We start from the raw sequence: 24,771 nt of genomic DNA, 5'->3' as shown, positions 1-24,771 counted from the left end.
CGCGCCGTGCCGAGCCCCTGCCTTCAGCGCCGCGGCGCCTGCGACGTGAACGCCCCGTCGACGGTGTTGCCGCCGAGCCGGTTGTCGCCAGCACTGCGCACCACCGCGCCGTCCTGCACGACCAGCCCCGTGCCGTTGGTCGAGATCGTGCTATTGCCGAACAGCGCCGTCACCGCGCCGATGATGATCGCCGCATTGGTGTTGCGCGAGAAGGTCGTGCCCAGCACCGTCAGCGAGATCGTACCCATGCCGACCCGCGCGGTGGCGACCAGGCCGGCATCGTTCGACACGAACAGTGAGTCCTGGATCAGCGCGGAGATCGTCACCCCGGTCTTGCCGACGCTGTCAAAGTGCACACCCTGCGCGCGGCTGGCGTCGAAGCGCGAATGCAGGATCGCGACCCTGGCGGTGCCGCCCGAAGCGGGGCTGACCAGCATCGAGGCCCCGGTGCTGCCCGGGCTGCGGGCGACCGACACGCGATCGAGCAGCACCGACACCAACGGCGCGGTCGGCACGATCTCCACGGCGTAGCTACCGGCAAAGCCGCGCAGTTGCGTGTTGGCGATGGTCAGCGAACCCGCCGAGAGCAGCTTGATGCCGCTGAGCGGCGTAACGAACGGGTTTCCCGGGTTGGTGGAGATGTCGAGGCCGCTCAGTGTCACCGCGTCGCTCGCCCCGGCATTGACGACGATCCCGTCGCCATTGCCGACCAGTACATGCGCGCCGGCCGCGTCGCAGACGATGGCGACCGCACGGGTAATCGTCAGCCCGCCATAATCGGCGCCGTCGACGCAGCTAATCTCACCGCCGGCCAGCGTGTTGGCGAAGGCCCCGGCAAAGGTCAGGCACGGCGCGCTGCGCGTGCAGGCATTGGCATCGTTGCCCGTGCCGGACACCCAGGTGCGGAGCACCGGCACCGCGACATAGCTGAACCGGTCACTCGCCGAGGTAGCGCTGGTGCCGCCCGGCGCGGCCACCGTGACATCGACCGTGCCGACACGCCCCGCCGGGGCGGTCACGGTGATCTGCGTCGCGCTGACGACGGTGATGCCCGTGCCCGAGGTCGCCCCGAACTTGACGGCGGTAGCGCCGGTGAAGCCGATGCCGCTGATCGTCACGCTGGTGCCACCCGCTGCCGACCCCGAATTCGGGCTGATCGAGGCAATGGTCGGCGCGGCGATGTAGGTGAACTGGTCGCTCGCTGCGGTGGCGCTGGTGCCGCCCGGCGCGGCCACCGTGACATCGACCGCCCCCGTGCCGGCAGGCGCGGTCGCCATGATCTGGGTCGCGCTGACGACGGTAAAGCCCCTCGCGGCGGTCGTGCCGAAGGTTACGGCGGTGCTACCGCTGAAGCCGGTGCCGGTGATCGTCACGCTCGTGCTGCCCCTTGCGGGACCCGTGGCCGGCGACAATGAGGTTACCTTCGGTGCCGCGGCGTACGTGTACTGGTCGGCAACGTTGGTCGTGCCGGTGCCGTCCGGCGTGGTTACCTGCACATCGACCGTGCCGCTACCCGCCGGGGCGGTCGCGACGATCTGTGTCGCGCTGACGACGGTGAAGCGGGTAGCGGCGGTCGCGCCGAATTTCACAGCCGTCGCGCCGGTGAAGCCGGTGCCGGTGATCGTCACGCTGGTACCGCCCGTCGTGGGTCCCGAGGCCGGCGAAAGCGTGGTCACGATCGGTGTGCTGACGTAGCTGAACCGGTCGACGGCGCTTGTCGCGCTCGTCCCGTCGACGGCCGTCACGCGAACATCGACCGTGCCCGTGCCCGCAGGCGCGGTCGCGGTGATCTGTGTCGGGCTGTTGACGGTGAAACCGGTCGCAGGGGTCGCGCCGAAGGTTACGGCGGTGGCGCCGATGAAGCCGGTGCCGGTGATCGTCACGCTGGTGCCGCCCGCCACCGGGCCGGTCGCCGGGCTGATCGCGGTTACGGTCGGCACCGCGATGTAGCGATATTGGTCATTCGTCGAGATTGCGCTGGTGCCGCCCGGCGCCACCACCTGCACGTCGACCGTGCCGGCACGCCAAGACGCAGGCGCAGGCGCGATGATCGAGGTCGGGCTGGTGACCGAGAAAAAGCGGGACGTATCCGAGCCGAAAAAGACGGTGGTGGCGCCGGTGAAGCCGGTGCCGCTGATTATCACGTTGTTGCCGCCCGCTGCCGGACCCGAAGCCGGGCTGACCGACGTCACGGTCGGCGCGGTGACGTAGGTGTATCGGTCGGCTGCCGATGTCACGCTCGTGCCCGCCCCGGTGACGACCTGAACATCGACCGTCCCGACACCCGGAGGCGACGACGCGACGATCTCCGTGGAAGTGTGGACCTGCGATCCGCCCGACCGCGTCGCGCCAAACATCACTGCGGTCGTACGACCAAGATTGGTGCCGATGATCCAGACGATCTTCCCGCCCGTCGCGGGGCCGGAGGACAGGTGAATCTCGGAAACGGTCGGCAAGGGAAGCAAGGTCGGGTCGGTCGCATGGGGCCCGTTCGACGAACCCGGGTAGGTAAGCTGGACGACCGGCAAGAGCGGGCTGTCGGCATAGTTGCCGATCGCTACCGCGAGCGTGATCGGCGGGCAGTTGCCCGCAGTAAAGGGCGCTGTCGTGGTGCAACGACCCAGGTTGGAAACAACGCTGCACGTCCAGTTCGTCCCGCTTGCGGCGACATAGGTCATCTGATCCGGCAGGTAGAACGTGGCCGTCAGCGGCGGGTCGTTCGTCGTGGCGCCGCTGACGCTGATCGTATAGGACAAGGTCCCGCCCTGTGTTGCCGTGCCGCTGTGGGTCATCGTGACGTCGGGCGATGACGATGGGCCGGCACAGCTCATCCTGAGCATGGTCGAGGAACTGGCGCGGTCCGGGTGGGCGGCGCCGGTCGTACCGGCATTGGTATTGGTCGTATAATTGCTGATGCCGACGGTCAGAAAATCGTCCGGCGCAACAACGGTAATGGTGCCGGATAACAAGCCAGTCCCGTTCTCCAGCGAGCCCGGCCGCGTCAAATGCGTACTGCGGCTCTGCAGGATTGCCATCCGGTAAGAGCTGCCCGTGCCCTGTTCGAAGGAATAAGAAATAATCTCGCCGGGATTAAAGTTGAGATTGGAATTATTGTAGTTGGCACTGGCCAGTTTTTCGCCAGGCGTAGTGGGAGCGCCAATCGCATAGATACCAGTCAAGCCTGGCGGATGAGCATTTGCTGCCCCGATTGCTTCGCCATTGTTGATCGCAGTGCAGGCCGGCGAGAGCGTCGCCGCGGCGCTCGCCGCAGGTACGACGGCGGCCAGCAGCCACAATGCCGCCGCGATCAGGCCCGCAATGGCCTGGAGCGAGCGATGCGACGATGTGCGCCACGTCCCGGTGCCAATGATATCGGCAGATATGCCCTTGGCCGGCAGATGCGATGCGCGTGCGGCAGCACCACATGCAGCGCCGGAAAAAAGTGACATAACTGTCTGTGGCCCCCACCAAATCTTGCGGATTCATTACGTGCCACATGCCGCGACGGCAAGTACCAAACCAACAAAGCCAAGCAGAACTCAAGCGCCCAAAATATGCAGCGAGATAATTCTTCGCCGCTGAAGTAACCCGGCGCGTGATCATGGCCGGCATGGCGCATCCAAGGACAACCGGCACCCGACCAGGCGTGGCGCCGCGGCCGCGCTACTTCGAGAAGATTGACTCGGTAAAGCTCTTGTCGGTCGCCGAGAAGGAGCGACCGATGGCGCGCACGGTCTGCTTCGTCACGTCGCCATGGTTGAACGCGGCATCGATGCTGAGCAGCACGGCGATCGAGATGAGCAGGGCCTTCACGACCTCATCCTGCGGCAAATTTGCTAATGAAAGGTTGCTTTTTTGCGCCGCCGACGGCGTGAAGAAGGGGCTGCTTCGGCGCCGCTCTGCCGGGTTATGCGGCCTGCGCGTCGCCGCTGCGGCGCGTCCCGCGCGACACCTCCCGGATCGCCTGGCGAACCCAGTCGAACGGCCGGAAATGCCCGGCTCCGACGAGCGCGCGGTCAGGCAGGCGCAGGGTCGCGTCGAGGTCCAGTATGTCGGCGACGCTCGCGTCGTGGCGCTGCGCCGGTATGATCCGGGCGATGTCGTGGACGATGGTCCGTGGCGCGCCGGCGGATCGCGGCGGCGCGGCGCGCCACGGTGGCACCGAAGGCACCGGTGGCACCGGTGGCACCGCCGACGGCGCAACGACATCCGGCAGAGGCAAGGCGGGCACGGGATCGCGCAAGGCGCCGGGTGGCGCGGTGGCGGCACGGGTCGACGCGACGAGCCGCGTGGCGACGATGCCGATCCGCACGCAGCCGTCGAGCGCGGCGTCGGTCGTCGCGCTCCACATGATCTCGGCCGTGGGCTCTGCCTGGTCACGCAGCCAGGCGATCGCCTCCTCGACCTCGAACAGGCCGAGGTCGTTGCCGCCGCTGACGCTGACGAGCAGGCGTTGTGCGCTGCCCAGCACCGACTCGAGCAAGGGATTGCGCAGCGCCGCGCGGGCGGCCTGCACCGCCCGATCGGCCCCGCGACGGCCTTCGCCATGGCCGATCACGGTCCTGCCGCCCTCGGCGAGCAGCGCGCAGAGATCGGCCGCACCGACCCGTTTGAGCGCATCGCCCGCGGCGAGCCGCGCAAAGCCGACGGCGCTTTCGGAGACGACCGCGTTCGACGCCGCGAGCGCGTCGCGCATCGTCGTGCCGTACGACGCGATCCGGAACAGATGCTCGTTGCACACCGTGACCACCGCATCGCACGCATGCGCCAGCGCAGCTGCGCCGGCATCGGCGACGCGCGCACGGCGCCGGCCTTCGAACGCAAAAGGCTTGATCGCGATGCCGACCGTCACCGCGCCGATCGCATGTGCGGCCCGCGCGACGACCGGCGCGGCCCCTGTCCCGGTGCCGCCGCCCAGCCCGGCGGCGATGATGCAAAGGCGCGTGCCGGCCAGCGCCGCGACGATCTCGGGCATCGCCTCCTCGGCGGCGCGGCGGCCGATCTCGGGGTCCGCGCCGGCGCCGAGCCCACCGGTCAGCCGACGGCCCAGTTGCAGGCGGTGCCGCGCATCGATCGCGTCGAGCGCCTGCCGATCGGTATTGGCGCACAGCAAGCGGAGCCCGTGGCGGCGCTGCCAGAAAAGCGCGGCGACGGCGTTGCCGCCCGCGCCGCCGACCCCGATGATCGTGACCCCGCTGTCCTCGTCCTTCGCATGCACCATGCCACATTGCCCTTGCTCATCCCGCCGGACTCGAGCGGGTGCGCAAATCTATTATGATTAACAATATGTACCATGCCGTATTTTCACAGTATCGGTGCCAATATCATAGTATAATCAAATATATGCTCTTGCCATGCCGGCAGATGCCAAGAACTCGTTTCGGCGCCGACACCGTTCCGCTTACATAGCCGGGCGACGACGCGACCGGAAGGCATAGGTAGTCGTACGGTATCGTAGATTCACGAAATGTAATGATTCACCATGGCGACGCTAACCGGTTTGCGGAACGGAAATTGGAAGGGTCGACAGCATGGACGAGCTTTTCATCGGCAGCGCGATCTGCAAGGTTTCGCGCCGCGGCGACCTGATGCTGCCGACGTCGTTCCGCAAGACGGCGCGGGTCCGCTCGGCCACGCCCGACATTCGCCTGTTCGTCGACATGGACGAGCAAGCGGGCTGCCTGCGGCTGTTCGATCGCGCCTATATCAACCAGATTTATTGCCGCGCCGAACAGGCCGCCGAACAGGCGGCGCAGGGCCCGCTGGTGCGCGATGCGGCGCGCCGCCGCCTGCTCGCCTTTGCCGCGCCGGTCGAGCTGCAGCCCAACGGTCAACTGACCTTGCCGGCGGTGGCGCGGGCGCGCCTCAGGATCAGGGATCGCGTGCTGCTCGTCGCGACCGGCGCGTTGTTCGAGATCTGGGACGTCGCCTATCTGCTAGAATGGGGCAGCGACGATCTCGTCAAGCTCGCCAATCTTCACCTCAACCCGATTCTCGATGATGGAGCCGACCATGAAGTTTGCGTGCCACCTGCTCGGTCACCGCGCGGTGGGACACACAGTGGCCAACCGCGGCTTCCGGTTCAGCCGCTGTCGCCGCTGCCGCCACGACATGGTGCAATCGAGCCAGCCCGCCTCCAGTAGCTGGATCGCGGTGCCGCGGACACTTCGCGTCGCCTGGAACGATGTCGATCCGGACGAGATGTTCCGCATCGTCGCGCCGGCACGGCAGCGCCGCTTTCGATCCAGGATCTCGGGGCTTCGCGACTGCGCCTATGTTTCGTGTCTGATCGCCCCGCTACTGATCCGCGACCGTTTTCGCCGGATGATCGTTGCGATCACGCATAACCGTCCGCGAATCTATAAGTTAACTTCGATTAGATCGCCGGCGGCCGCGCAGGTGTGGCGAGTCGAGGGAGCGATCGGCTCCGAAAAGAAAAGCTTGAGCTTCAGTTGCGTACTTCAAAAGGATGAAGGGTACTTTGTGTGCGGTTGACACTGGGAGCGGGCGGGCACAGGACTGCCGATGACACCGTTGTCGTGTATGTGACGTATCGAATGATGGCATGATTAGGGGAGCGACGACGATCAGGATCGGCCAGTCCGGGCCGGCGTTTGTCGCGTCTTCCGCAGCGGTCGGCCTCGCCGCGCTCGGCTTCGATGCCGCCAGCCGCGGCAGCAGCCTGCTAATCGCGCCCGCAGCGGCCGCCATGGCGATCGCGGTGGGCGGCTGGGTGGTCGGTCGCCGCGCATCGCCGGCACGCGTCGCGCCCGAAGAATTGCATGCCGCCTTCGACGCGACGTCCATTGCGCTGACGCTGCGCGATGGCGTGATCACGCACTGGTCGCGCGGCTGCGAGGCGCTCTACGGCTGGGGTGCCGACGAGGTCATCGGTCGCGACAAATATGACCTGCTGGGCTCCCGGTTGCGTGACGTCGCGGCGAGCCCGATCTTCGATCCCGACGAGCTCGAGCGGGAACTGACCGAGCGACGCAAGGACGGTACGACGATCGACGTGATCGAACGCCGCTCGCTGCTGGCACCGATCGACGGCAAGCAGCACGTTGCCCTGGTGATGATCGACATTTCCGATCGCGTCCGCGCGGAAAATGCCCTGCGCGAAAGCGAGGCGCGGCTGGCGACCGCGATGGCGGCGCGCGGCATCGCGGTGGCGCACTGGGATCTCGGCGACGGGCTCGAATGGTCGGGCGATTCCGAAGGCCTGCTGGGATATCCCAAGGGTAGCATCCCGGACTTCGCGGCGTGGGCGGCGTTGATCGATCCTGACGATCTCCGCGCGACAATGGAAATCATCGCCGACGCCGCCGCACGGCAGGCAGAGCGGCTCGAGGTCCGCTATCGCATGCGCGGCGCGAAGGGCGACACGCGCTGGATCGAGGGCGCGGCAAGCCCATTATACGATACCGAGGGCAAGCTTGAAAGCGTCGTAGGGGCGGTCGTCGATGTCACCGACCGTGTCGAGCGCAACGCAGCGCTGGCCGCGCGCGAGGCACAGCTCCGCTCGGTGCTCGATGCCGCGCCGGAAGCGATCGTCGTCGTCGACAGTGTCGGCACGATCGTCGAATTCAACCCCGCAGCCGAGCGGATTTGGGGCTATGCCGCGGCCGATGTGATCGGTCGGTCGGGATTGCCGCTGGTCGCGCCGCAAGACCATGAGCGCTGGCTCGAGGTCATCAGTCGCGATCCCGGGCCTGTCGAAGGCGGCGCGCCGCGCCCCGCACCGTCGACGGGTTCGGCGGTGGCGCGCGACGGTCGTGTCTTCGCCGTCGAGCTGGAATATGGTTACGCCCACACGCCGGCGGGCACACTGGTCACTGTGTTCTGTCGCGACATCGCCGAGCAGATCGCCACCGAACGCCGGTTCGCCGAACTCGGCGCCGAACTGGCGCATGTCTCGCGGCAAAGCGCGATGAGCGAACTTGCCGCCGACCTGGCGCACGAACTTAACCAGCCGCTCAGCGCGACGGTCAATTTTCTCGCCACCGCGCGGATCCTGATCGCGCAAGGCGGCGAGCTCGCACGGATCGGCGACCTGTTGCGCCTGGGCGAAGAGCAGACCTTGCGCTCGGGCGCGATCATCCGCCGGCTGCGCGATTTCCTGCAGAAGCGCGAGTCCGAGATGCGCGTCGAATCGGTCAACGAAATCGTGCGCGAGTCCGTCGGCCTCGTCCTGTTCGGTTCCGCGCAACATGAAATCGAGTTGATCTACGCGCTCGACCCGGCGGTCGATCGCGTGCTTGCCGACCGCATCCAGATCCAGCAGGTCGTCGTCAATCTCGTGCGCAACGCGATGGACGCGCTGCGTCAACAACCGCTCAAGACCCGCGAGATCGTCATCACCTCGCGCGCCGCCGACGAGGGCCTGGTCGAAATAGCGGTGAGCGATACCGGCCAGGGCTTGCCCGAGGCCTTTGGCGAGCAGATACATGCCCGCTTCGCGACGAGCAAATCGGGCACGGCGATGGGCATCGGCCTGTCGATCTCACGGCGCATCATCGAAGCGCATGGCGGCACGCTCGTCGCCGAAAACCGCGCGCGCGGCGGCGCGACGTTCCGCTTCACGCTGCCCCTGTTCGAGGAGGTCGACGAATGACACGTAGTATCCATCTGGTCGATGACGACGACGCCGTCCGGGCATCGCTCCACGCCTTGCTGTCATTGCGCGGCGACGTGATCGTGCGCAGCTTCCGCAGCGGCGACCAGTTCCTCGCCGACGCACCGACGCTCGATCCCGGCGTGGTGCTGCTCGATTTCCATATGCCCGGCGCCAATGGCCTCGACGTGCTCAACGCGCTGAGCAAGGCCGATGGCGGTAAATTCGCCACGATCATGCTCACCGGCGAAGGCAATGTCGCGCTCGCCGTCGCGGCGATGAAGGCCGGCGCGCTCGATTTCATCGAAAAGCCCTATGACACCGACACGTTGCTCGCGGTGCTCGACAGTGCCTTTGCCCGCCAGGAGCAGGAAAGCGTCACGCACGAACATGCCGCCGAGGCCCGCGCGCGGATCGGCGCGCTGTCGCCGCGCGAACGCGATGTCCTGATGGGGCTGATCGAGGGGCGGGCCAACAAGGTTATCGCCTATGAGCTCGACATCAGCCCGCGCACCGTCGAGGTCTATCGCGCGAAACTGATGACCAAGCTCGACGTGCGCAGCCTGCCCGAGGCACTGCGGATCGCCTTTGCTGCGGGGCTCATTCCGACGTTGTAAGATCGGCCAAGGCGCGTCGGGTGTGCCGTGCCCTTCGCCACGACGCGATTGTCGCACTGACCTGCGCGAAGGCTTCGCGCCGATCGACCCGCGCAACCTTGTCCCCGCGAACGGGATCATCGCGGTCATCGGCGAGGTGGATGAGGCCGCGCCAGCGCTCACCCTCCGCAATGGCCGCAAACGACGCGCCCAACGCTTCATCGTCGGTGATCAGGATCGCGGGCGGCCGGGCGATGCGTTCGAACGCCGCATCCGCGATCGGTCCGTCGAAGCTGACGATCGACTCGCCACCAAGCGACAACTGCCCGACCAGCATCACGCGCAACGCCGCATCGCGGACAACCAGGACAAGCAATTCGTCAGCGGGCACGTCTATACCGATCTCGATCGAGTTTCTTGCCGCGAAGTCGGCGAGCCGACCGCGCAAGCGGGCAATGGGGTGCATTGTTCATGTCGCCAGGGTCGCATTCCCCGGCAGGCACCGGTTTAGCGCGTCATGATTACCGCCGGATTTCAATATGCCCCCGTATCTTCCCGCTAGGTGTCGTCCGCACGCAACAAAGGCGTTGGCCGTGATGTGCTTCGCAGCGAATCGGCGCAGCGAGTTGTGCACATCGACACGAGTCATGCCATAATTTTTCAATTCATTATGGTTCCATTTTACCATGGCCGACATCGCTGCGTCGCGCAACGGCCGGCGGCCCGAAACGATTACGGGTAGTTACCGATATCGCGCCTCTCGGTGACCCGGCAGATACCGTCGGCGGCCCGGGAGTCGCGCCTCATTTTACCGAGCGCAGCCGAACTTTTCTTGACCGCCCCGTCGATGCTGAGGCGTCGGCGCGGGCCTGACCGGAGCAATGCCATGACCACCGACCGCACTTTCATGAGCGCCGATCTTTCGCGCCGCGCTGTACTTCACCTCGCCGTCGCCGGGGGCGGTGTGTTGGTTGCCGCGACCGTGCCGGCAGCCGCCGTCGCGGGCAGCAAGATCGCCCAGAAGGCAGTCAAGTACCAGCCCACCCCCAAGGGCAAGGCACAGTGCGACAATTGTCGCCAGTGGCAGGCCCCGGCGGCGTGCAAGCTGGTCGACGGCGTCATCAGCCCGAGCGGCTGGTGTTCGATCTATGCGCCTAAGTGACGGGGGCCGGACGATGATCACCACCACCCGCCCCGCCACCCGGCGGACCATCGCGTTGCTCAGCGGTGCGGCGTTGCTCGCACTCGGCAGCGCCACGCTGATCGGCGCTCCGGCGCGCGCCGTGCCGAGCTTCGCGCAACAAACCGGCCAACCCTGCCATTCGTGCCATGTCGGCGGCTTCGGGCCGCAGCTCACCCCGTTCGGGCGCGCTTTCAAGCTCGGCGGCTATACGCTGCGCAGCAGCGCCAGCGTGCCGATCTCGGCGATGGCCGTCGCTTCCTATACCAGCACGAAGAAGCGCCCGGCGACGCCGCCGGCAGACGGCTTCGCCGCCAACAACAATGTCGCCTTCGACCAGGGCAGCCTTTTTCTCGCCGGGGGCATCGGATCGCACTTCGGCGGCTTCGTCCAGGGCACCTATGACGGCGTCGGGCGGACGTGGAGCTGGGACAATCTCGATCTGCGCGCGGTCAATACCGGCAAGATCGGCGGCAAGGACGTCACCTACGGCCTGAGCCTCAACAACAGCCCGTCGGTGCAGGATGTGTGGAACACGCTGCCCGCCTGGGGCTATCCCTATACCAGCTCGGGCCTCGCGCCCGGCCCATCGAACGCGCCGCTGATCGCCGGCGGGCTGGCGCAGAATGTGATCGGCGTCACCGCCTATGCCTGGGTCGATTCGAAATTCTATGTCGAGGCCGGCGGTTACAGCACGCCGCGCGCCGGCACCTTGCGCTGGCTCGGCGCCGACCCGCTGGCGCCCGGCGACATCAGCGGCCTTGCGCCCTATGCGCGGGTGGCGTTCGAGGATCAGCTTGGCGGCGGGACGTTCCAGATCGGCGCCTTCCTGCTCAAGGCCAGGATCTGGCCCGGGCGCGACCGCTCGAGCGGATTGACCGACGATTATGCCGATGTCGGGGCCGATGCGTCATGGCTGCGCACGATCGGCAAGGACACGGTGTCGATCAACGCGCGCTATACGCATGAGCATCGCGCGCTGCGCGCGACCTGCGCGCTGGGCATTGCCGACGGATCGATCGCGCCGGTGCCCGCCGGGGAGTGCGCCGACGCCTCGCTGCACGAATGGCGCGCCGATGCCTCTTACTATTGGCACGACAAGATCGGGGCGACGATCGGGGCGTTCGATCTTGGCGGAAAGGCCAATGCGTCGATCTACCCCGACAGCCGAACCGCGCGGCCCGGGACGACCGGCATCTTGCTGCAACTCGACGGCACGCCGTTCGGGGGGGATCGCGGCTCGCCGCTCGGCCCGCGCTTCAACATGCGCGTCGGCGTCCAATATACCGCCTATACGCGCTTCGAGGGTGCGCGGCACGATTATGACGGCGCCGGCAGCAATGCTTCGGACAACAACACCGTGCGCGTCTTTACCTGGATCGCCTTTTAGGCGACCTTCGCGCCATCACAGGAGATGCATCCGTTTCGGATGCATCTCCTGAAAGCATATTGCCCGATTGAACTTCCCGACGCACCGTGCGTTCCATCGACCGCTCCGCAGGTATCATGCCGACCGGAAGACGCAGTGGGGGCGTGGTTTAACCGAAGCGCAAGGCGGGCGGGACATCTTCGTCGGCGCCGGCGAAATGGCACAGCTGATGCGCGCGCACGATTGGGCCGCAAGCACGCTCGGCCCGGTGACCGGTTGGCCCGAAGCGCTCAAGGTCGCGGTGCGGATTCTGTTGACCAGCCGGTTCGACATGTGGGTCGGCTGGGGGCCCGAGGTCGCCTTCCTCTATAACGACGCCTATCGCCCGACGCTGGGGCAGAAGCATCCCGCGTCGCTCGCCATGCCGACCAGGGAATTGTGGGCGGAAATCTGGGACGATGTCGGGCCGCTGATCCGCACCGTCTATGAGCGCGGCGAAGCGACGTGGAGCGAGGCGCTGCTGCTGCTGCTCGAACGCGACGGCTATCCCGAAGAAACCTATCACACTTTTTCCTACAGCCCGATCTTCGACGATGACGGCAGCGTCGGCGGGCTGCTGTGCGCGGTGGTCGAGGAGACCGAACGGATCATCACCGGCCGGCGCCTCGATACGCTGCGCGTGCTCGCTTCGGCACTGACCGCTGCGGACACGGTCGCGCCGGTGATGGTGGCGGTCGATGACGCGCTCACGGCCAATCCGTACGATCTGCCTTTTACCCTGGCCTATCTGTTCGAGGGCGAAACGGCGCAGCTCGCCGCGCGCACCGGCTTCACCGCACCGCACGCGGCCGCACCGGAAGCGATCGCGCGCGGCGACGAGTCGGTGTGGGCACTCGCCACGCACGGCGTCGTGCCGCTCGGTGCCCCGCTCGCCCTGCCGCAGGGCGCGTGGCAGCGGCCGCCCGACGCGGCGATGGTGCTGCCGCTCGATGGCCAAAGCGAGGACACGCCATTCGGGGCGCTGGTCATCGGGCTCAATCCGCACCGCGTGTTCGATGCCGACTATAGCGGCTTTCTCGGCCTGCTCGCCGGACAGGTCTCGGCGGCGCTCGCGCGCGTACAAGCGGCCGAAGCGATGGGCGCCGAGCGCGACCGGTTGCGCACCCTGTTCGAGCGTGCGCCGGGCTTCATGTGCGTGATGCGCGGGCCGACGCATGTGTTCGAGTTCATGAACCAGGCATATCTCCAGCTGATCGGCCATCGCAATGTCGTCGGCCAGCCGGTGCGCGAGGCCTTGCCCGAGGTCAACGGCCAGGGTTTCTTCGAGCTGCTCGAGCAGGTCTATGTGAGCGGCGAGCCGTTCGTCGGCGCGAACATGCCGGTCGATCTGCAGCGCGCGCCGGGAAGCCCGCTCGAGCAGCGCTTCCTCAACCTCGTCTATCAGCCGATCGTCGGCGCCGACGGCACCGTCACCGGCATCTTCGCAGAAGGCCATGACGTGACCGACCGGGTACGCAGCGAGGCGGCGCTGCGCGCGTTCAACGCCGAACTCGAACGCAAGGTCATCGAACGGACCCAGGCGCGCGGCATGACATGGCAGGTCAGCCCCGACCTGCTCGGCGCACTCAACAGCAAGGGGTATTTCGAGACCTCCAACCCGGCCTGGCAGTCCCTGCTCGGCTGGAGCGAGGAGGAGGTCGCCAGCATGTCGATCTTCGAACTGCTCCATCCCGACGATATCGAGCGCACCCGCCAGGGCTTCGCGCTGACCCAGATCGGCCAGCCGGCGATCCGCTTCCCCAACCGCTATCGCTGCAAGGACGGCAGCTATCGCTGGATCTCGTGGGTCGGCATTCCCGAGGACGGCATGGTCTATTGCAGCGGCCGCGACATCACCGAGGAAAAGGCCGCCGAGGCCGAGTTGCTGACGGCGCAGGAGGCGCTGCGCCAGAGCCAGAAAATGGAAGCGGTCGGCCAGCTGACCGGCGGCATTGCGCACGACTTCAACAATCTGCTCGCCGGGATCAGCGGCAATCTCGAATTGCTCGACATGCATATCGGCAAGGGCCGCGTCACCGGGCTCAATCGCTATATCGACGGCGCGCAGGATGCGGCGCGGCGCGCGGCGGCGCTGACGCAGCGGCTGCTGGCCTTTTCGCGGCGCCAGACGCTCGATCCCAGGCCGACCGACGTCAACCGGCTGATCGCCGGCATGGAGGACCTGATCCGCCGCACCGTCGGGCCGGCCATCACGGTCGAGGTGGTCGGCACCGGCGGGCTGTGGGTGACGCGGATCGACCAGTCGCAGCTCGAAAATGCGCTGCTCAACCTGTGCATCAACGCGCGCGACGCGATGGCCGATGGCGGACGCGTGACGATCGAGACCGCCAACAAATGGCTCGACGACCGCGCCGCGCGCGAGCGCGAGCTGCCGCCGGGGCAATATATCTCGCTGTGCGTGACCGACACCGGCACCGGCATGCCCCCCGACGTCATCGCCCAGGCGTTCGACCCGTTCTTCACCACCAAGCCGATGGGGCAAGGCACCGGGCTCGGCCTGTCGATGATCCACGGCTTCGTGCGGCAATCGGGCGGTCAGGTGCGGATCTATTCGGAACTCGGCCATGGCACGACGATGTGCCTGTATTTGCCGCGCTATGCCGGGGCGCTGGAGGACGATCGCGCGAGCGCCGCGCGCGACTTGCTCGATCCCGGGCATGGCGAGGTCGTGCTGGTGATCGACGACGAGCCGGTGGTGCGCGATCTGGTGGTCGAGATCCTCGAGGACGCGGGGTATCGCGTGCTGCAGGCGATCGATGGCCCGGCCGGGCTCAAGATCCTCGAATCGGACACGCGGATCGACCTGCTGATCACCGATGTCGGCCTGCCGGGCGGGCTCAACGGCCGGCAGGTCGCCGATGCCGCGCGCGCGACGCGGCCCGACCTTCGCACGCTGTTCATTACCGGCTATGCCGAGAATGCGGCGGTCGGCAACGGCCATCTCGACCCCGGCATGGAGGTCATCACCAAGCCGTTCGCGGTCGCGTCGTTGAGCAACAAGGTCAGGGAAATGCTGGATCGGTGATATGCCGGGGCATGGGAGGGCGCGGAAATGAGCAAGTCGGATCTGACCGGACGGGTGCGCGCGTTTTTCGGCGCATCGGACGAGAAAAGCCGGCGATCGTCGGGGCACGGCCACCGGCGCGAGGGCAGCAGGAAATCGCGCGCGTCGCGGGCGAGCCAGCAAACCGTCTCGGTCATCACGCTGGGGATCGACGATCTGCCGCGCTCGAAGCGCTTCTATGGCGAGGGTTTCGGCTGGGTGCCGGTGTTCGAGGATGCGACGATCGTCTTCTACCAGTTGAACGGCCTGGTCCTCGGCACCTGGCTGCACGATGCGCTGGCGGCGGACATGCAGCGCCCCGTGCACGGCCCGGGCCCCAACCCTGGCAATGCCGCGCTCGCGCACAATGTCCGCACGCAGGATGAGGTCGCGCCGCTGATCGCGCGGCTCGTCGCCGCCGGCGGCACGCTGCTCCGCGCCGCCGACGCGCCCGCTTATGGCGGCTTTCGCGGTTATGTCGCCGACCCCGATGGCCATGCCTGGGAGATCGCGCACAACCCCGGCTTCATCATGGACGAGGCGGGGAATGTGACCTTCGGGGTCTAACCCTCAGCCGGGCGTGTGTCGCACGATCGGCAGCCCCTCCTCGGCGCCCGGCGGCTCGAACAGCCGCGCCAGCTCGGCAAACTCGCCATGGCTGACGGTGAATTCGTGCGCACCGCCGGCATTGCGCGCGTCGAGCCGCGTCAGGCATTGCCGATTGGGCAGGTCGAGCCAGTGCAGCCGCGCGGTGGCACCGGCGGCATCGGCGATCTCGCGCATCCAGCGCCGGCTCGCCACGGTATTGGCCGGCCAGTCGAGCACCAGCGACAGCCCGGCACGCAGCAGGGCGACGAGATGCGGCGTCATCGCCTGGCGCAGTCGCGCCGACAGCCGCAGATAATCTTCGATCGTGCGCAGTTCGGCCGGATAGAGCCGCGCCATCCACGGATCCTGCGCGATGAGCAGCGCGCCGTCCGCGGCGAGCGTGCCGGCGAGCGTCGATTTGCCGGCGGCGACCTTGCCGCACAGCAGGTGCAATATCGGGGTATCGGAGGTCATGTTCCTGCCTCGCATGGGCGCCGGCCGATCTGCCGGTGCCGGATGAACCAAAAGACGCGCGGGCCGGCCTGACGGGATCAGGCCGGGCGGCTAATTCGCAGGTTCATCGCCGGACGGGACATGCCGCCCTTTTACCGCGCGCGGCGGCGAATCTCAACCGTCGCCGTCAGCCTAGCGTCAGCCGCAACGCGAGCGCCGCGAGCGTGACGAGCAGCACCGGCATGGTCAGCAATATGCCGACCCGGAAATAATAACCCCAGCCGATGCGGATCCCCTTGGCCGCCAGCACGTGCAGCCACAGCAAGGTGGCGAGCGAACCGATCGGCGTGATCTTCGGGCCGAGGTCGCTGCCGATGACATTGGCATAGACCATCGCCTCCCTGACCGGCCCGACGGCATGGCTCGCATCGATCGACAGCGCACCGATCAGCACCGTCGGCATGTTGTTCATCACCGATGACAGCAAGGCGGTGAGCAGGCCGGTGCCGAGCGACGCGCCCCACACGCCGCCCGCCGCGAAGCGATCGAGCAGCAGCGCGAGCTGCGCGGTCAGCCCGGCATTCTTCAGCCCGTAAACGACGAGATACATGCCGAGCGAGAAGATCACGACCTGCCAAGGCGCGCCTTTCAGCACTTCGACCGGGCTGATCCGGTGGCCCCGCGCCGCGACGCCGAGCAACGCCAGCGTACCAAGCGCGGCGATCGCGCTGACCGGCACACCGAGCGGATCGAGCACGAAGAAGCCGAGCAGCAGCAAGCCGAGCACGACCCAGCCGGCGCGGAAGGTGGCGACATCGTGGATCGCGCTGGCCGGCGCGGCGAGTTGCCCGACATCGTAGCGCTGCGGAATATCGCGGCGGAAGAACAGCAGCAGCACGCCGAGCGTCGCGGCGATCGACACCAGGTCGACCGGCACCATCACCAGCGCATAGCGGCCGAACCCTACCCCGAAGAAATCGGCCGAGACGATGTTGACGAGGTTGGAGACGACCAGCGGCAGACTCGCGGTATCGGCGATGAACCCCGCCGCCATGACGAAGGCGAGTGTCGCCTTTTCGCGATAACCGAGCGCGCGCAGCATCGCGATAACGATCGGCGTGAGGATCAGCGCCGCGCCATCATTGGCGAACAGCGCCGACACCGCCGCGCCGAGCAGCACGACCAGCGCGAACAACCACAGCCCATGCCCCCTGCCCCAGCGCGCGACATGCAGCGCCGCCCATTCGAACAGCCCGGCGCGATCGAGCAGCAGGCTGGTGACGATGATCGCGACGAAGGTCGCTGTGGCGTTCCACACGATGTGCCACACCACCGGCACGTCGCCGAGCGAGACGATACCGAGCAGCAGCGCGGCGATCGCGCCGCCCATCGCGCTCCAGCCGATGCCGAGCCCGCGCGGTTGCCAGATGACGAGCGTGATGGTCGCAAGAAAGACCAGCGCGGCGGAGACGATCACGCCAGCCGCGAACCCTGCGCATCCACCACCTGTTCGCCATCTTCCTTGGCGAAGGCGCCGCGTTGCGGGTCGGGCAGGATGTCGAGCACCGCTTCCGACGGCCGACACAGCTTGACGCCGAGCGGCGTGACGACCAGCGGCCGATTGATCAGCACGGGATGCGCGATCATCGCATCGACCAGCGCGTCGTCGGACAGCACCGGATCGTCGAGCCCGAGTTCGGCATAGGGCGTGCCCTTTTCGCGCAGCAGCGCGCGAGGCGTCATGCCGGCGCGCGCGATCATTTCGACCAGCAGCGCACGCGCCGGCGGGGTCTTGAGATATTCGACGACATGCGGCTCGACCCCGCTGTTGCGGATCAGCGCGAGCACGTTGCGCGACGTCCCGCAGGCGGGATTATGGTAGATCACGATGTCGGTCATCAAGGGCCCTCGGTCAGCAACAGATCAGTTCGGCAGCCGGCGGCGCGCGCATTTCCGGCCGGTCGGCGTCTTCATCGTCGATCGGAAAACCGGGCAGCCGGCACAAGGTTTCATCATCGGCGCATGATCGCGCCGAGATGCAGGTGCGGACGTTTCATCTCGGCTCTCGCTGACGATATAATTTCGATTATCGCGGAACTATCGATCTGACAAGCCGACTGGGCAAGCATCGAGCGCGGACAAGTACGTATTAGTGCGTGGCCGGTTCGTAACCGCGCATTTCCCCTGCCCCCTTTAGCGCTGCCGGCGGAAGGACCCGCCATGGAGCAGGAATCGCCGGCCGATAAGGTGCGGCTGGACGAGACATTGCTGGCCGAGCAGATGCGTTCGCTGTCGTCGCAGGCACCGACGATGTTTCTCTTCATCATTGCCAACACGCTCGTCATGCAGATCGTCACGGCGAGCGAGCGCTGGCAAATGCGTTCCTACGTCGTTTCACTGATCGTGACGGCGGTGTGCACCGCACGCATCATCCGGTGGCGCCATATCAACGAGGGACCGCCGCGGAGCGTCGCGCAAATGGCGTCGCTGGCGACCACGACGAGCCGATCGGCGCTGGTCATGGCGAGCACGCTCGCCGGGTGGAGCATCTACCTGTTGTTCACGGCGAGCGCGCCGAGCCAATATTATGTGCCGCAATTCACCGCGCTCAGCATGATCATCTGCGGTGCCTGCCTGATGGGCCATCCCGAGGCCGGGTATATCCTGATCGGCCTGGGCGCGGCGCCGATTGCGTTCGCCTTGCTGTTCACCAACAATGCGATTCTGATGGGAACGGGTATCAGCCTCCTGATGGTCGCCGCACTGACCTTCAACTTCATCCGCCGGCAATATCTCCAGCTGCGGCGCATGGCCGCCGCGCACGCCGACACCCGGCGCGAGCAGCACAAGGTCGCCGAACTGGCGTTCAGCGACCAGCTGACCGGGCTGCCCAACCGCCGCGCCTTTCTCGATCAGCTCAGCGCGGTCGACGCGAGCGACGGAAAAGGCGCGATCGCCGTGGCGATGCTCGACCTGGACGGCTTCAAGGCGATCAACGACACCTTTGGCCATCTTGCCGGCGACGGCCTGCTCGTCGCGGTCGCACGACGGCTGGAGGCGCTGCTCGATCCCGGCGACCTGATCGTCCGGCTCGGCGGCGACGAGTTCGCGCTGCTGCTGCGCGATGTCGTGACGCTCGACGCGGCACACGCCCGGCTGCTGCCAATCGCGGCCGCGTTCGAGCGCTCGTTCATCGTCGACGGCAAGGATCTGATGGTGAGCACCTCGATCGGCATCGCGCATGGCGGCTTTTGCGACTGCTCGGTGGTGGAGCTGATCCACCGCGCCGATCTCGCGCTCTACGAAAGCAAGGAATCAGGCGTGCAGCGCATCTGCGGCTTCGAAACGGCGATGGAGGGGCGCGTGCGCCGCCGCGTCCTGATCGAACAGGCCGCGACCGACCCCAACGCGCTGGCGACGCTCACGCTGCAATATCAGCCGGTGTTCGATACCGCGACGATGACGGTCGATGGTTTCGAGGCACTGGCGCGCTGGCGCCATCCCGTGCTCGGCGACATCTCCCCGGCCGAGTTCATCGCGGTCGCCGAGCGACGCGGCATCACCCACCGGCTGACCGCGATCCTGCTGCGCCAGGCGCTCGCGGCCGCTTCGCATTGGCCCGACGGGATCGGCCTGTCGTTCAACCTCAGCGCGGTCGAACTCAACTCGCCGGCGGTGTGCGCGCTGATCTTCGACCTGTGCGCCGAACACGGCTTCTCGCCGGCACGACTGTCGATCGAGATCACCGAGACCGCGCTGCTCAGGGACTTTTCGGCCGCGCGCGCGATGATCGAGCGATTGCGCCACGGCGGCGTGCGCGTGTTGCTCGACGATTTCGGCGCGGGTTATGCCTCGATCGGCTATCTGCGCCAGATTCGCTTCGACGGGATCAAGCTCGACGGCAGCCTGATCGCGCCGATCGCGCAAAGTGCTGCCGCGCGCAATCTGCTGATCGGCGTGATGCAATTGTGCCGCGCGATCAGCTGCCCGGTGACGGCGGAGATGGTCGAGACGACCGAGCATCTCGTCCTGCTCGACAGCCTGGGGGTCGACAAGGTGCAGGGTTTCCTGATCGGCAAGCCGATTCATGGCGACGAGGTCGCCGCGTTCCTCGCTGCGGCACATGGCGCGCAGCGGGGCCGCCTGCGCAGCGCCGTTTAGAGCAGGATGTGATTAGTTTGAATCGCATCCTGCCCCATAATCTTTTGTTGTCGCGGGATTTGTAGCGAAAAACCGGTTCCCACTTTTTCGCATCCCGCTCTAAATCAGGTCGCCGCGTCCCGCCGTATCCGGCGCAGCAAGGCTTCGCCGGGGCGACGCTTCGCACGGCGCATGTCGCTCGCGTCGCCGGCACTCGACCAGACGATCGCACCGGCTTCATCGGCGATCACCGCACGGTCCATGCCGTGGCGCACGACGCCGTCGGCGGCGATTTTTTGCATGATGTCGAGCGAACCGTCCCACGGCGTCGAGCCGCGTTCCCGCCCGTCCCGGAAATAGCGAATCAGATACGGCATATATCCCCCGTGCACTTCTTAGCGCCGTCAGGAAAAAATGGCATCGTGAATGCCTACGCAAAAAGAATGAAATTTCGTTGGCTTGCGCGCCCGCCGGCGCGGTCCCGCGACCCGCTCACTTCGCACCTGCGACTGCCGCCTGTTGCTGGCTCTGCTTGGTGCGCGCGGCGATCGTATCGAGCATGTCGGGGACGAACTGTTCGAAGAATCCCGCGATGAACGCCCAGATCAGCATCTTGAACAGATCGGACGGCGCGAAGAGACCCAGCGCCATGGCGAGCTGGTCGAACCAGCCATCGACCGGCAACCGGGCATTCGTGGTGGCGCTCGCCGTCTCGGCCAGTTCCGTCGCCGTCTGCTGCGCTTTTTTGAACGCGTAGCGCGCCCCGGTACATTCGTCTGCGGCTGAGCCGCCATCCGGAGTCGCCGTCGCGGCAGGCGAGGGCGCGCCAGACGGCACCGTGCTCTTGCCGCCAGCGGCACGCGGCGTGGCAAGCGCTGGCGCGCTGACAGCCGTCGGCGCGCTCGTTGGCGACGTGCTTGGCGCGGGCGCGGGGCTGGCGGCACCGGTCGCGGGCCTGGGTGCCAGCGCGGCGGCACTGCACTGATTGTTCACGTCCTTCTGGCGATCGGCGACCACCGCGTCGGCGGCCTGCGCCTTGGCGCGTGCCTCGGTCGCGGTCTCGCGAAATTTCGGCGCGATACCGCCGGTCAGCCCGAGCGCGCCGGGGATGCCCGAGGCGAACAATGCGAACAGCACGAGGCCGAAGACGTTGGAGGACAGCAAGGCGAGCGCGAGGCCGTTGCGCCCCGAGCCGAGGCTGGCCAGCGTGAAGATCGAATCGCCGCCACCCACGCTGCCGAGATCGTCGTCGTTGATGCGCCGGCTGATGCTGATGATCGCGCCGGCGCGCGACGCCAGCACGATCAGGATCAGGCCCGATACCAGCGGACCGTCGAGATCGCGGGTCCATGACCAGAAGCCGCACAGATAGACGATGAACAGCGCGAACAGTGCGGTCGTCACGCCCATCCACAACCGACCGACCAGCCAGCCCTTGAGCCGGCTGATCGCGGTCTCGCGCGCGATGCTGACGATCCGTGCGCCCTGGATGTAGCTGAGCATCGCCTGCATGTCGTGGCGCAGCAGCTGCGGCGATGGCGGGGGCGGATTACTTGCCATCGGTCGTCTCCGCATGCGTCGGCTCGGCCACCGTGGCTTCCAGCGCCGCGACCCGCCGCGACGCCTCGGCCGCGGCGGCGATCGCGGCCTCATAGACCTTGGTCGCGGTCGCCAGCGCGGCATCGCTGTCCGCGCTGTGCTTGTCGGGCGGGATCGCCTTCGCCTGGTCGAGATCGAGCGAGGCGCGGCCGACCGCAGCGAGCGCGGCCGTCTCGGCCTGGCGGGCGACGGCGAGCGGATCGTCGACCGCGACGACCCGCGCCTCATGGAGCTCGGGCGGCGCCCAGCGCGCATATTCGGCGGCGGCCTGGGTCGAGGCGATGCGGTTGAAGCGGTCGCGCACGATCCAGTAGGTGCGGCTGGCAAGACCATCGGACAATGCCGCGGCGAGCCGCGTCTCGATTCCCATGATCACCGGCAGTTCGGCCGGCATCTTGCTGCCGGGGTTGTTCTCGTCGGCGACATAGAGTTTGGCACGCAGCGCGGCGCCGTCCGGCACGCGAAAGCCCGCCAGTTGCACGTCGATGAAATCGGCATAGGCGCGCCGCGCCAGGTCATGATCCTCCGGGTCGGCATCGGGAATGCGACCGGTGAGGAAATCGAGCAACGTATCGGTAATGCTCATGCCAATACCCCCGCGCCATCATGGCAAGCCGAAGCACCAGCTCGAGCGCCAGCACTGCCCGCACGACTCATCCTGCCACCTGCATAATCCGCCGCGCGCAATAATCCATGCTGTTAAAGATCCGAAATGGTGCGATAATTGCGCTATAGCTTGGCCATATGCGCGGCACGGCAATATTTCGCGACGATCATACTCGGTCGACCTGGCGCTTGTGCGCGGTGATCTTGCCTCGGCCGGATGACTATAGGGCCCGGATTTCGTCGGGACTTGATAAGCGTGCCCGCGCAAACAGGCCGCCGTGCGATCGAATCCGACCGGCGCCTTCATCCTTCCTCCACCGATGGCCGCTAGGACTGGCCGCAACGCAAGAGGCTGTGCGGATCCGACGACTTGAACGACATGACCCCGATCATTGCCGATACGCCCGCGCCGGGCATCGCCGCGCGCGTCGTCAAGGCCGTGATGTGGCGCTCGGGCAGCCAGATCGTCGCGCAGCTCAGCATGTGGGCCTCGACCTTCTGGGTGCTGCGCCTGCTCGATCCGTCGGATTACGGTCTCTATGCGATGACCTCGGGCGTGATGGTGCTGCTCAGCATGCTCAACGGCCAGGGCTTTGCCGGCGCGCTGATCCGCAGTCCGACGATCACCACCGCGCAGGTGCGGCAGATGTTCGGGCTGCTGCTGATGATGAACGGCGCGATCGCGCTGGCGCAGTTCGCGGTCGCGCCGCTGGTCGCGGCCTATTTCCGCTATCCGCTGGTCGGCACGATGCTGCGCGTGCAGTGCCTGCTCTATTTCGCCAACCCGTTCATCGTCCTGCCCGGCGCATTGCTGGCACGCGGGATGGATTTCCGCCGCCAGGCCAAGGTCAACCTGCTCGCCGCTGCCGCCGGGGCGCTGATGGCGCTGGGTGGCGCACTGGGTGGGCTGGGCGTGTGGACACTGGTCGCCGCGCCGCTGGTCGCGGTGTGGACGCGCGCGATCGGCATGACGATCGCCGCGCGGATGCTGGTATGGCCGACCTTCGGCCTCGCCGGCGCGAGCGCGACCGTGCTGTTCGGCGGGGCGATGCTCTTGAGCGACCTGTTCTGGCTGGTGCAGACCCAGGCCGATGTCGCGATCGGCGGGCGCGCGCTCGATCCGCACCGGCTCGGCGTCTACACCACCGCGCTGTTCCTCGCACAGATCGTCACCAGCAAGTTCATCCCGCCGCTGAACGAGGTCGCCTTCACCGCCTATGCCCGGCTGCAGCACGACCGCGCCGGCGCGGCCCGCGCCTTCGATCGCGCCGTCGGCATCATCATGCTGGTCGCCCTGCCCTTTTATTTCGGGCTGGCGGTGACCGCGCCGGAGTTCGTCGTCACGATGCTCGGGCCGAAATGGCACGACGCGATTCCCGTCGTCTCGATCCTCGCCTTCGCTATGCCGTTCCTGACGCTGCAGATCCTGTTCGCGCCGGCGACCACCGCGCTCGGCCATACCCGCGTGCAGGTGTGGTCGGCGGCGGCGGGCGCGCTGCTCATGCCGCTCGGTTTCCTTATCGGCATCCGCTGGGGCGTGATGGGGCTCGCCTGGTCGTGGCTGGTCGCGATGCCGCTGCTCACCGCCTATACTGCGGCGATCGCCATGCCGGTGCTCGGCACGACGACGACGCGGCTGTTCGCCGCGATCGGCCCGGCGCTGGTGGCGTCAGGCGGCATGGCGGCGGTGGTGGCGCTGGCCGACCGGTTGCTGCCACCATCGGCGCCGACGCCGCGGCTCGCCCTGCTCGTCGCACTGGGCGGCGCGGTCTATGCCGGGCTGGCATGGTTCACCGCCCGGCATGTCGTGCTGGAGACGATCGCGCTGTTCCGCCATGCGCGTGGCGGGGATGCGTTGTCTGCGACGGGAGCGTAACCCGAATGTACATCGAATATGACGACATCATTTCCCGCATCCCCGACAAGCCGATCTGGTGGCTGGACGGGGTGCCGCGCTACGATCCGTTCCGACCCGACGATGTCGGAGTCTATCCCAGGGAAGCGGCGCTGGTCCGCACCGCATGCCAAACCTGCGGCAACTTGTTCGATATCGGTTTCGCCGCGCCTTCGCCTGACTATCCTTTTGGCATGCGGCCCTATCTTGCGATTCATGGCGCCCTATGGATCGGCGATCCGCCGAACAACTTTCATAAGGAAGATAGTTGTACCGGAAGAATGAAGGGCTCAGACGAAATCGCCATTGTCGAGTTCTGGCGTCGTCCCGATAGTGAATGGGTGCGCGATTCGACCATGGAGCGTCCACTTCCGAATGGCCATGACGCACATGGCCTTGCCGACCTGATCGCAAAGGCCGGGCTCAAGGAGCGCTATGAGGCGGTCGATGCGGGTGATGACGCTGCGATGCTGGCAATTTTGCAGCAGGCCGGTTGCGACAGTCCCTGGGACGTCATCCGGACGATGAAAGCACTACGGCTGCACGGGCGCTTCGAGACGGAAATGCGACAGCTGAATGTCTGGATCGCGCCCGCCACCCAATGAGGTAACGGGCGACCCGAACGCTGC

The 24,771-nt window shown here is 66.9% G+C and carries 22 protein-coding genes; 12 read left to right on the top strand and 10 right to left on the bottom strand.

Going from position 1 to position 24,771, the window contains the following annotated elements:
* Nucleotides 1–23 precede the first annotated feature (23 nt).
* The 3 genes from U1839_RS02000 to U1839_RS01990 form a co-directional block, all read right to left on the bottom strand.
* Nucleotides 24–3,035: a beta strand repeat-containing protein gene (locus U1839_RS02000; RefSeq protein WP_332801997.1), complete on the bottom strand. Its 3,012-nt coding sequence runs from the start codon at nucleotides 3,033–3,035 to the stop codon at nucleotides 24–26.
* A gap of 628 nt (nucleotides 3,036–3,663) precedes the next feature.
* Nucleotides 3,664–3,813: a hypothetical protein gene (locus U1839_RS01995; RefSeq protein WP_332801996.1), complete on the bottom strand. Its 150-nt coding sequence runs from the start codon at nucleotides 3,811–3,813 to the stop codon at nucleotides 3,664–3,666.
* Nucleotides 3,814–3,907: 94 nt separating this feature from the next.
* Nucleotides 3,908–5,221 (bottom strand): cell division protein FtsZ, encoded by a 1,314-nt coding sequence (locus tag U1839_RS01990; protein WP_332801995.1) that lies wholly within the window; start codon nucleotides 5,219–5,221, stop codon nucleotides 3,908–3,910.
* Between the two features lie 310 nt (nucleotides 5,222–5,531).
* On the opposite strand from U1839_RS01990, the gene U1839_RS01985 reads away from it, so the two are divergent.
* From U1839_RS01985 to U1839_RS01970, 4 genes are all read left to right on the top strand, one after another.
* A complete protein-coding gene (locus tag U1839_RS01985) occupies nucleotides 5,532–6,143 on the top strand; it encodes a division/cell wall cluster transcriptional repressor MraZ (RefSeq protein WP_332801994.1) in 612 nt (203 codons plus the stop codon).
* Nucleotides 6,112–6,495 carry a hypothetical protein gene (locus U1839_RS01980; RefSeq protein ID WP_332801993.1) on the top strand — a complete coding sequence of 128 codons (384 nt, stop codon included), beginning with the start codon at nucleotides 6,112–6,114 and terminating at the stop codon, nucleotides 6,493–6,495. Before U1839_RS01985 ends, U1839_RS01980 begins: the two co-directional genes overlap by 32 nt.
* A gap of 70 nt (nucleotides 6,496–6,565) precedes the next feature.
* Nucleotides 6,566–8,614, top strand: coding sequence for a PAS domain S-box protein (locus U1839_RS01975; protein ID WP_332801992.1), 2,049 nt, complete (start codon nucleotides 6,566–6,568; stop codon nucleotides 8,612–8,614).
* The gene (locus U1839_RS01970) at nucleotides 8,611–9,231 is read left to right on the top strand and encodes a response regulator transcription factor (RefSeq protein ID WP_332801991.1); all 621 of its coding nucleotides are present in this window, start codon (nucleotides 8,611–8,613) and stop codon (nucleotides 9,229–9,231) included. Before U1839_RS01975 ends, U1839_RS01970 begins: the two co-directional genes overlap by 4 nt.
* Here the strand turns inward: U1839_RS01970 and U1839_RS01965 are convergent.
* Nucleotides 9,215–9,676, bottom strand: a complete 462-nt coding sequence (locus tag U1839_RS01965; protein WP_332801990.1) for a hypothetical protein — start codon at nucleotides 9,674–9,676, stop codon at nucleotides 9,215–9,217. The genes U1839_RS01970 and U1839_RS01965 overlap by 17 nt on opposite strands.
* Nucleotides 9,677–10,096: 420 nt before the next feature.
* On the opposite strand from U1839_RS01965, the gene U1839_RS01960 reads away from it, so the two are divergent.
* From U1839_RS01960 to U1839_RS01945, 4 genes are all read left to right on the top strand, one after another.
* Nucleotides 10,097–10,372, top strand: a complete 276-nt coding sequence (locus U1839_RS01960) for a high-potential iron-sulfur protein (protein WP_332801989.1) — start codon at nucleotides 10,097–10,099, stop codon at nucleotides 10,370–10,372.
* Nucleotides 10,373–10,385: 13 nt separating this feature from the next.
* The gene (locus U1839_RS01955) at nucleotides 10,386–11,780 is read left to right on the top strand and encodes a hypothetical protein (RefSeq protein WP_332801988.1); all 1,395 of its coding nucleotides are present in this window, start codon (nucleotides 10,386–10,388) and stop codon (nucleotides 11,778–11,780) included.
* Between the two features lie 196 nt (nucleotides 11,781–11,976).
* Entirely contained in the window at nucleotides 11,977–14,844 is a 2,868-nt protein-coding gene (locus U1839_RS01950; RefSeq protein WP_332801987.1) for a PAS domain S-box protein, read from the top strand.
* A 27-nt stretch (nucleotides 14,845–14,871) separates the two neighbouring features.
* Nucleotides 14,872–15,429, top strand: a complete 558-nt coding sequence (locus U1839_RS01945; protein ID WP_332801986.1) for a VOC family protein — start codon at nucleotides 14,872–14,874, stop codon at nucleotides 15,427–15,429.
* A gap of 3 nt (nucleotides 15,430–15,432) precedes the next feature.
* Here the strand turns inward: U1839_RS01945 and U1839_RS01940 are convergent, their stop codons facing one another.
* The 3 genes from U1839_RS01940 to arsC form a co-directional block, all read right to left on the bottom strand.
* Complete coding sequence (locus U1839_RS01940) at nucleotides 15,433–15,924, bottom strand: P-loop nucleotide/nucleoside kinase family protein (protein WP_332801985.1); 492 nt, start codon at nucleotides 15,922–15,924, stop codon at nucleotides 15,433–15,435.
* 166 nt (nucleotides 15,925–16,090) lie between these two features.
* Nucleotides 16,091–17,377: an arsenic transporter gene (locus U1839_RS01935; protein ID WP_332802088.1), complete on the bottom strand. Its 1,287-nt coding sequence runs from the start codon at nucleotides 17,375–17,377 to the stop codon at nucleotides 16,091–16,093.
* Nucleotides 17,377–17,802 (bottom strand): arsenate reductase (glutaredoxin), encoded by a 426-nt coding sequence (arsC, locus tag U1839_RS01930; protein ID WP_332801984.1) that lies wholly within the window; start codon nucleotides 17,800–17,802, stop codon nucleotides 17,377–17,379. Before arsC ends, U1839_RS01935 begins: the two co-directional genes overlap by 1 nt.
* Here arsC and U1839_RS01925 point away from each other — a divergent pair.
* Together U1839_RS01925 and U1839_RS01920 are read left to right on the top strand one after the other, a co-directional pair.
* Nucleotides 17,792–17,929, top strand: a complete 138-nt coding sequence (locus U1839_RS01925; RefSeq protein ID WP_332801983.1) for a hypothetical protein — start codon at nucleotides 17,792–17,794, stop codon at nucleotides 17,927–17,929. The genes arsC and U1839_RS01925 overlap by 11 nt on opposite strands.
* A 194-nt stretch (nucleotides 17,930–18,123) precedes the next feature.
* A complete protein-coding gene (locus U1839_RS01920; RefSeq protein ID WP_332801982.1) occupies nucleotides 18,124–20,064 on the top strand; it encodes a putative bifunctional diguanylate cyclase/phosphodiesterase in 1,941 nt (646 codons plus the stop codon).
* A gap of 104 nt (nucleotides 20,065–20,168) precedes the next feature.
* Here the strand turns inward: U1839_RS01920 and U1839_RS01915 are convergent, their stop codons facing one another.
* The 3 genes from U1839_RS01915 to U1839_RS01905 all read right to left on the bottom strand — a co-directional run bounded on the left by U1839_RS01915 (nucleotide 20,169) and on the right by U1839_RS01905 (nucleotide 22,228).
* Nucleotides 20,169–20,420: a hypothetical protein gene (locus U1839_RS01915; protein ID WP_332801981.1), complete on the bottom strand. Its 252-nt coding sequence runs from the start codon at nucleotides 20,418–20,420 to the stop codon at nucleotides 20,169–20,171.
* A gap of 115 nt (nucleotides 20,421–20,535) precedes the next feature.
* Nucleotides 20,536–21,603 (bottom strand): RAD23 family protein, encoded by a 1,068-nt coding sequence (locus U1839_RS01910; RefSeq protein ID WP_332801980.1) that lies wholly within the window; start codon nucleotides 21,601–21,603, stop codon nucleotides 20,536–20,538.
* Nucleotides 21,593–22,228 (bottom strand): hypothetical protein, encoded by a 636-nt coding sequence (locus U1839_RS01905; protein WP_332801979.1) that lies wholly within the window; start codon nucleotides 22,226–22,228, stop codon nucleotides 21,593–21,595. Before U1839_RS01905 ends, U1839_RS01910 begins: the two co-directional genes overlap by 11 nt.
* 399 nt (nucleotides 22,229–22,627) lie before the next feature.
* Here U1839_RS01905 and U1839_RS01900 point away from each other — a divergent pair, with 399 nt between their 5' ends.
* Both U1839_RS01900 and U1839_RS01895 read left to right on the top strand, forming a co-directional pair.
* Nucleotides 22,628–24,124 carry a lipopolysaccharide biosynthesis protein gene (locus tag U1839_RS01900; protein WP_332802087.1) on the top strand — a complete coding sequence of 499 codons (1,497 nt, stop codon included), beginning with the start codon at nucleotides 22,628–22,630 and terminating at the stop codon, nucleotides 24,122–24,124.
* Between the two features lie 5 nt (nucleotides 24,125–24,129).
* Nucleotides 24,130–24,747, top strand: a complete 618-nt coding sequence (locus tag U1839_RS01895) for a hypothetical protein (protein WP_332801978.1) — start codon at nucleotides 24,130–24,132, stop codon at nucleotides 24,745–24,747.
* Nucleotides 24,748–24,771: the final 24 nt, after the last annotated feature.

Origin of the sequence: Parasphingomonas halimpatiens, from assembly GCF_036663795.1 — a bacterium.
GTDB lineage: Bacteria > Pseudomonadota > Alphaproteobacteria > Sphingomonadales > Sphingomonadaceae > Sphingomonas.
This window is presented reverse-complemented; position numbering and strand designations above follow the sequence as displayed.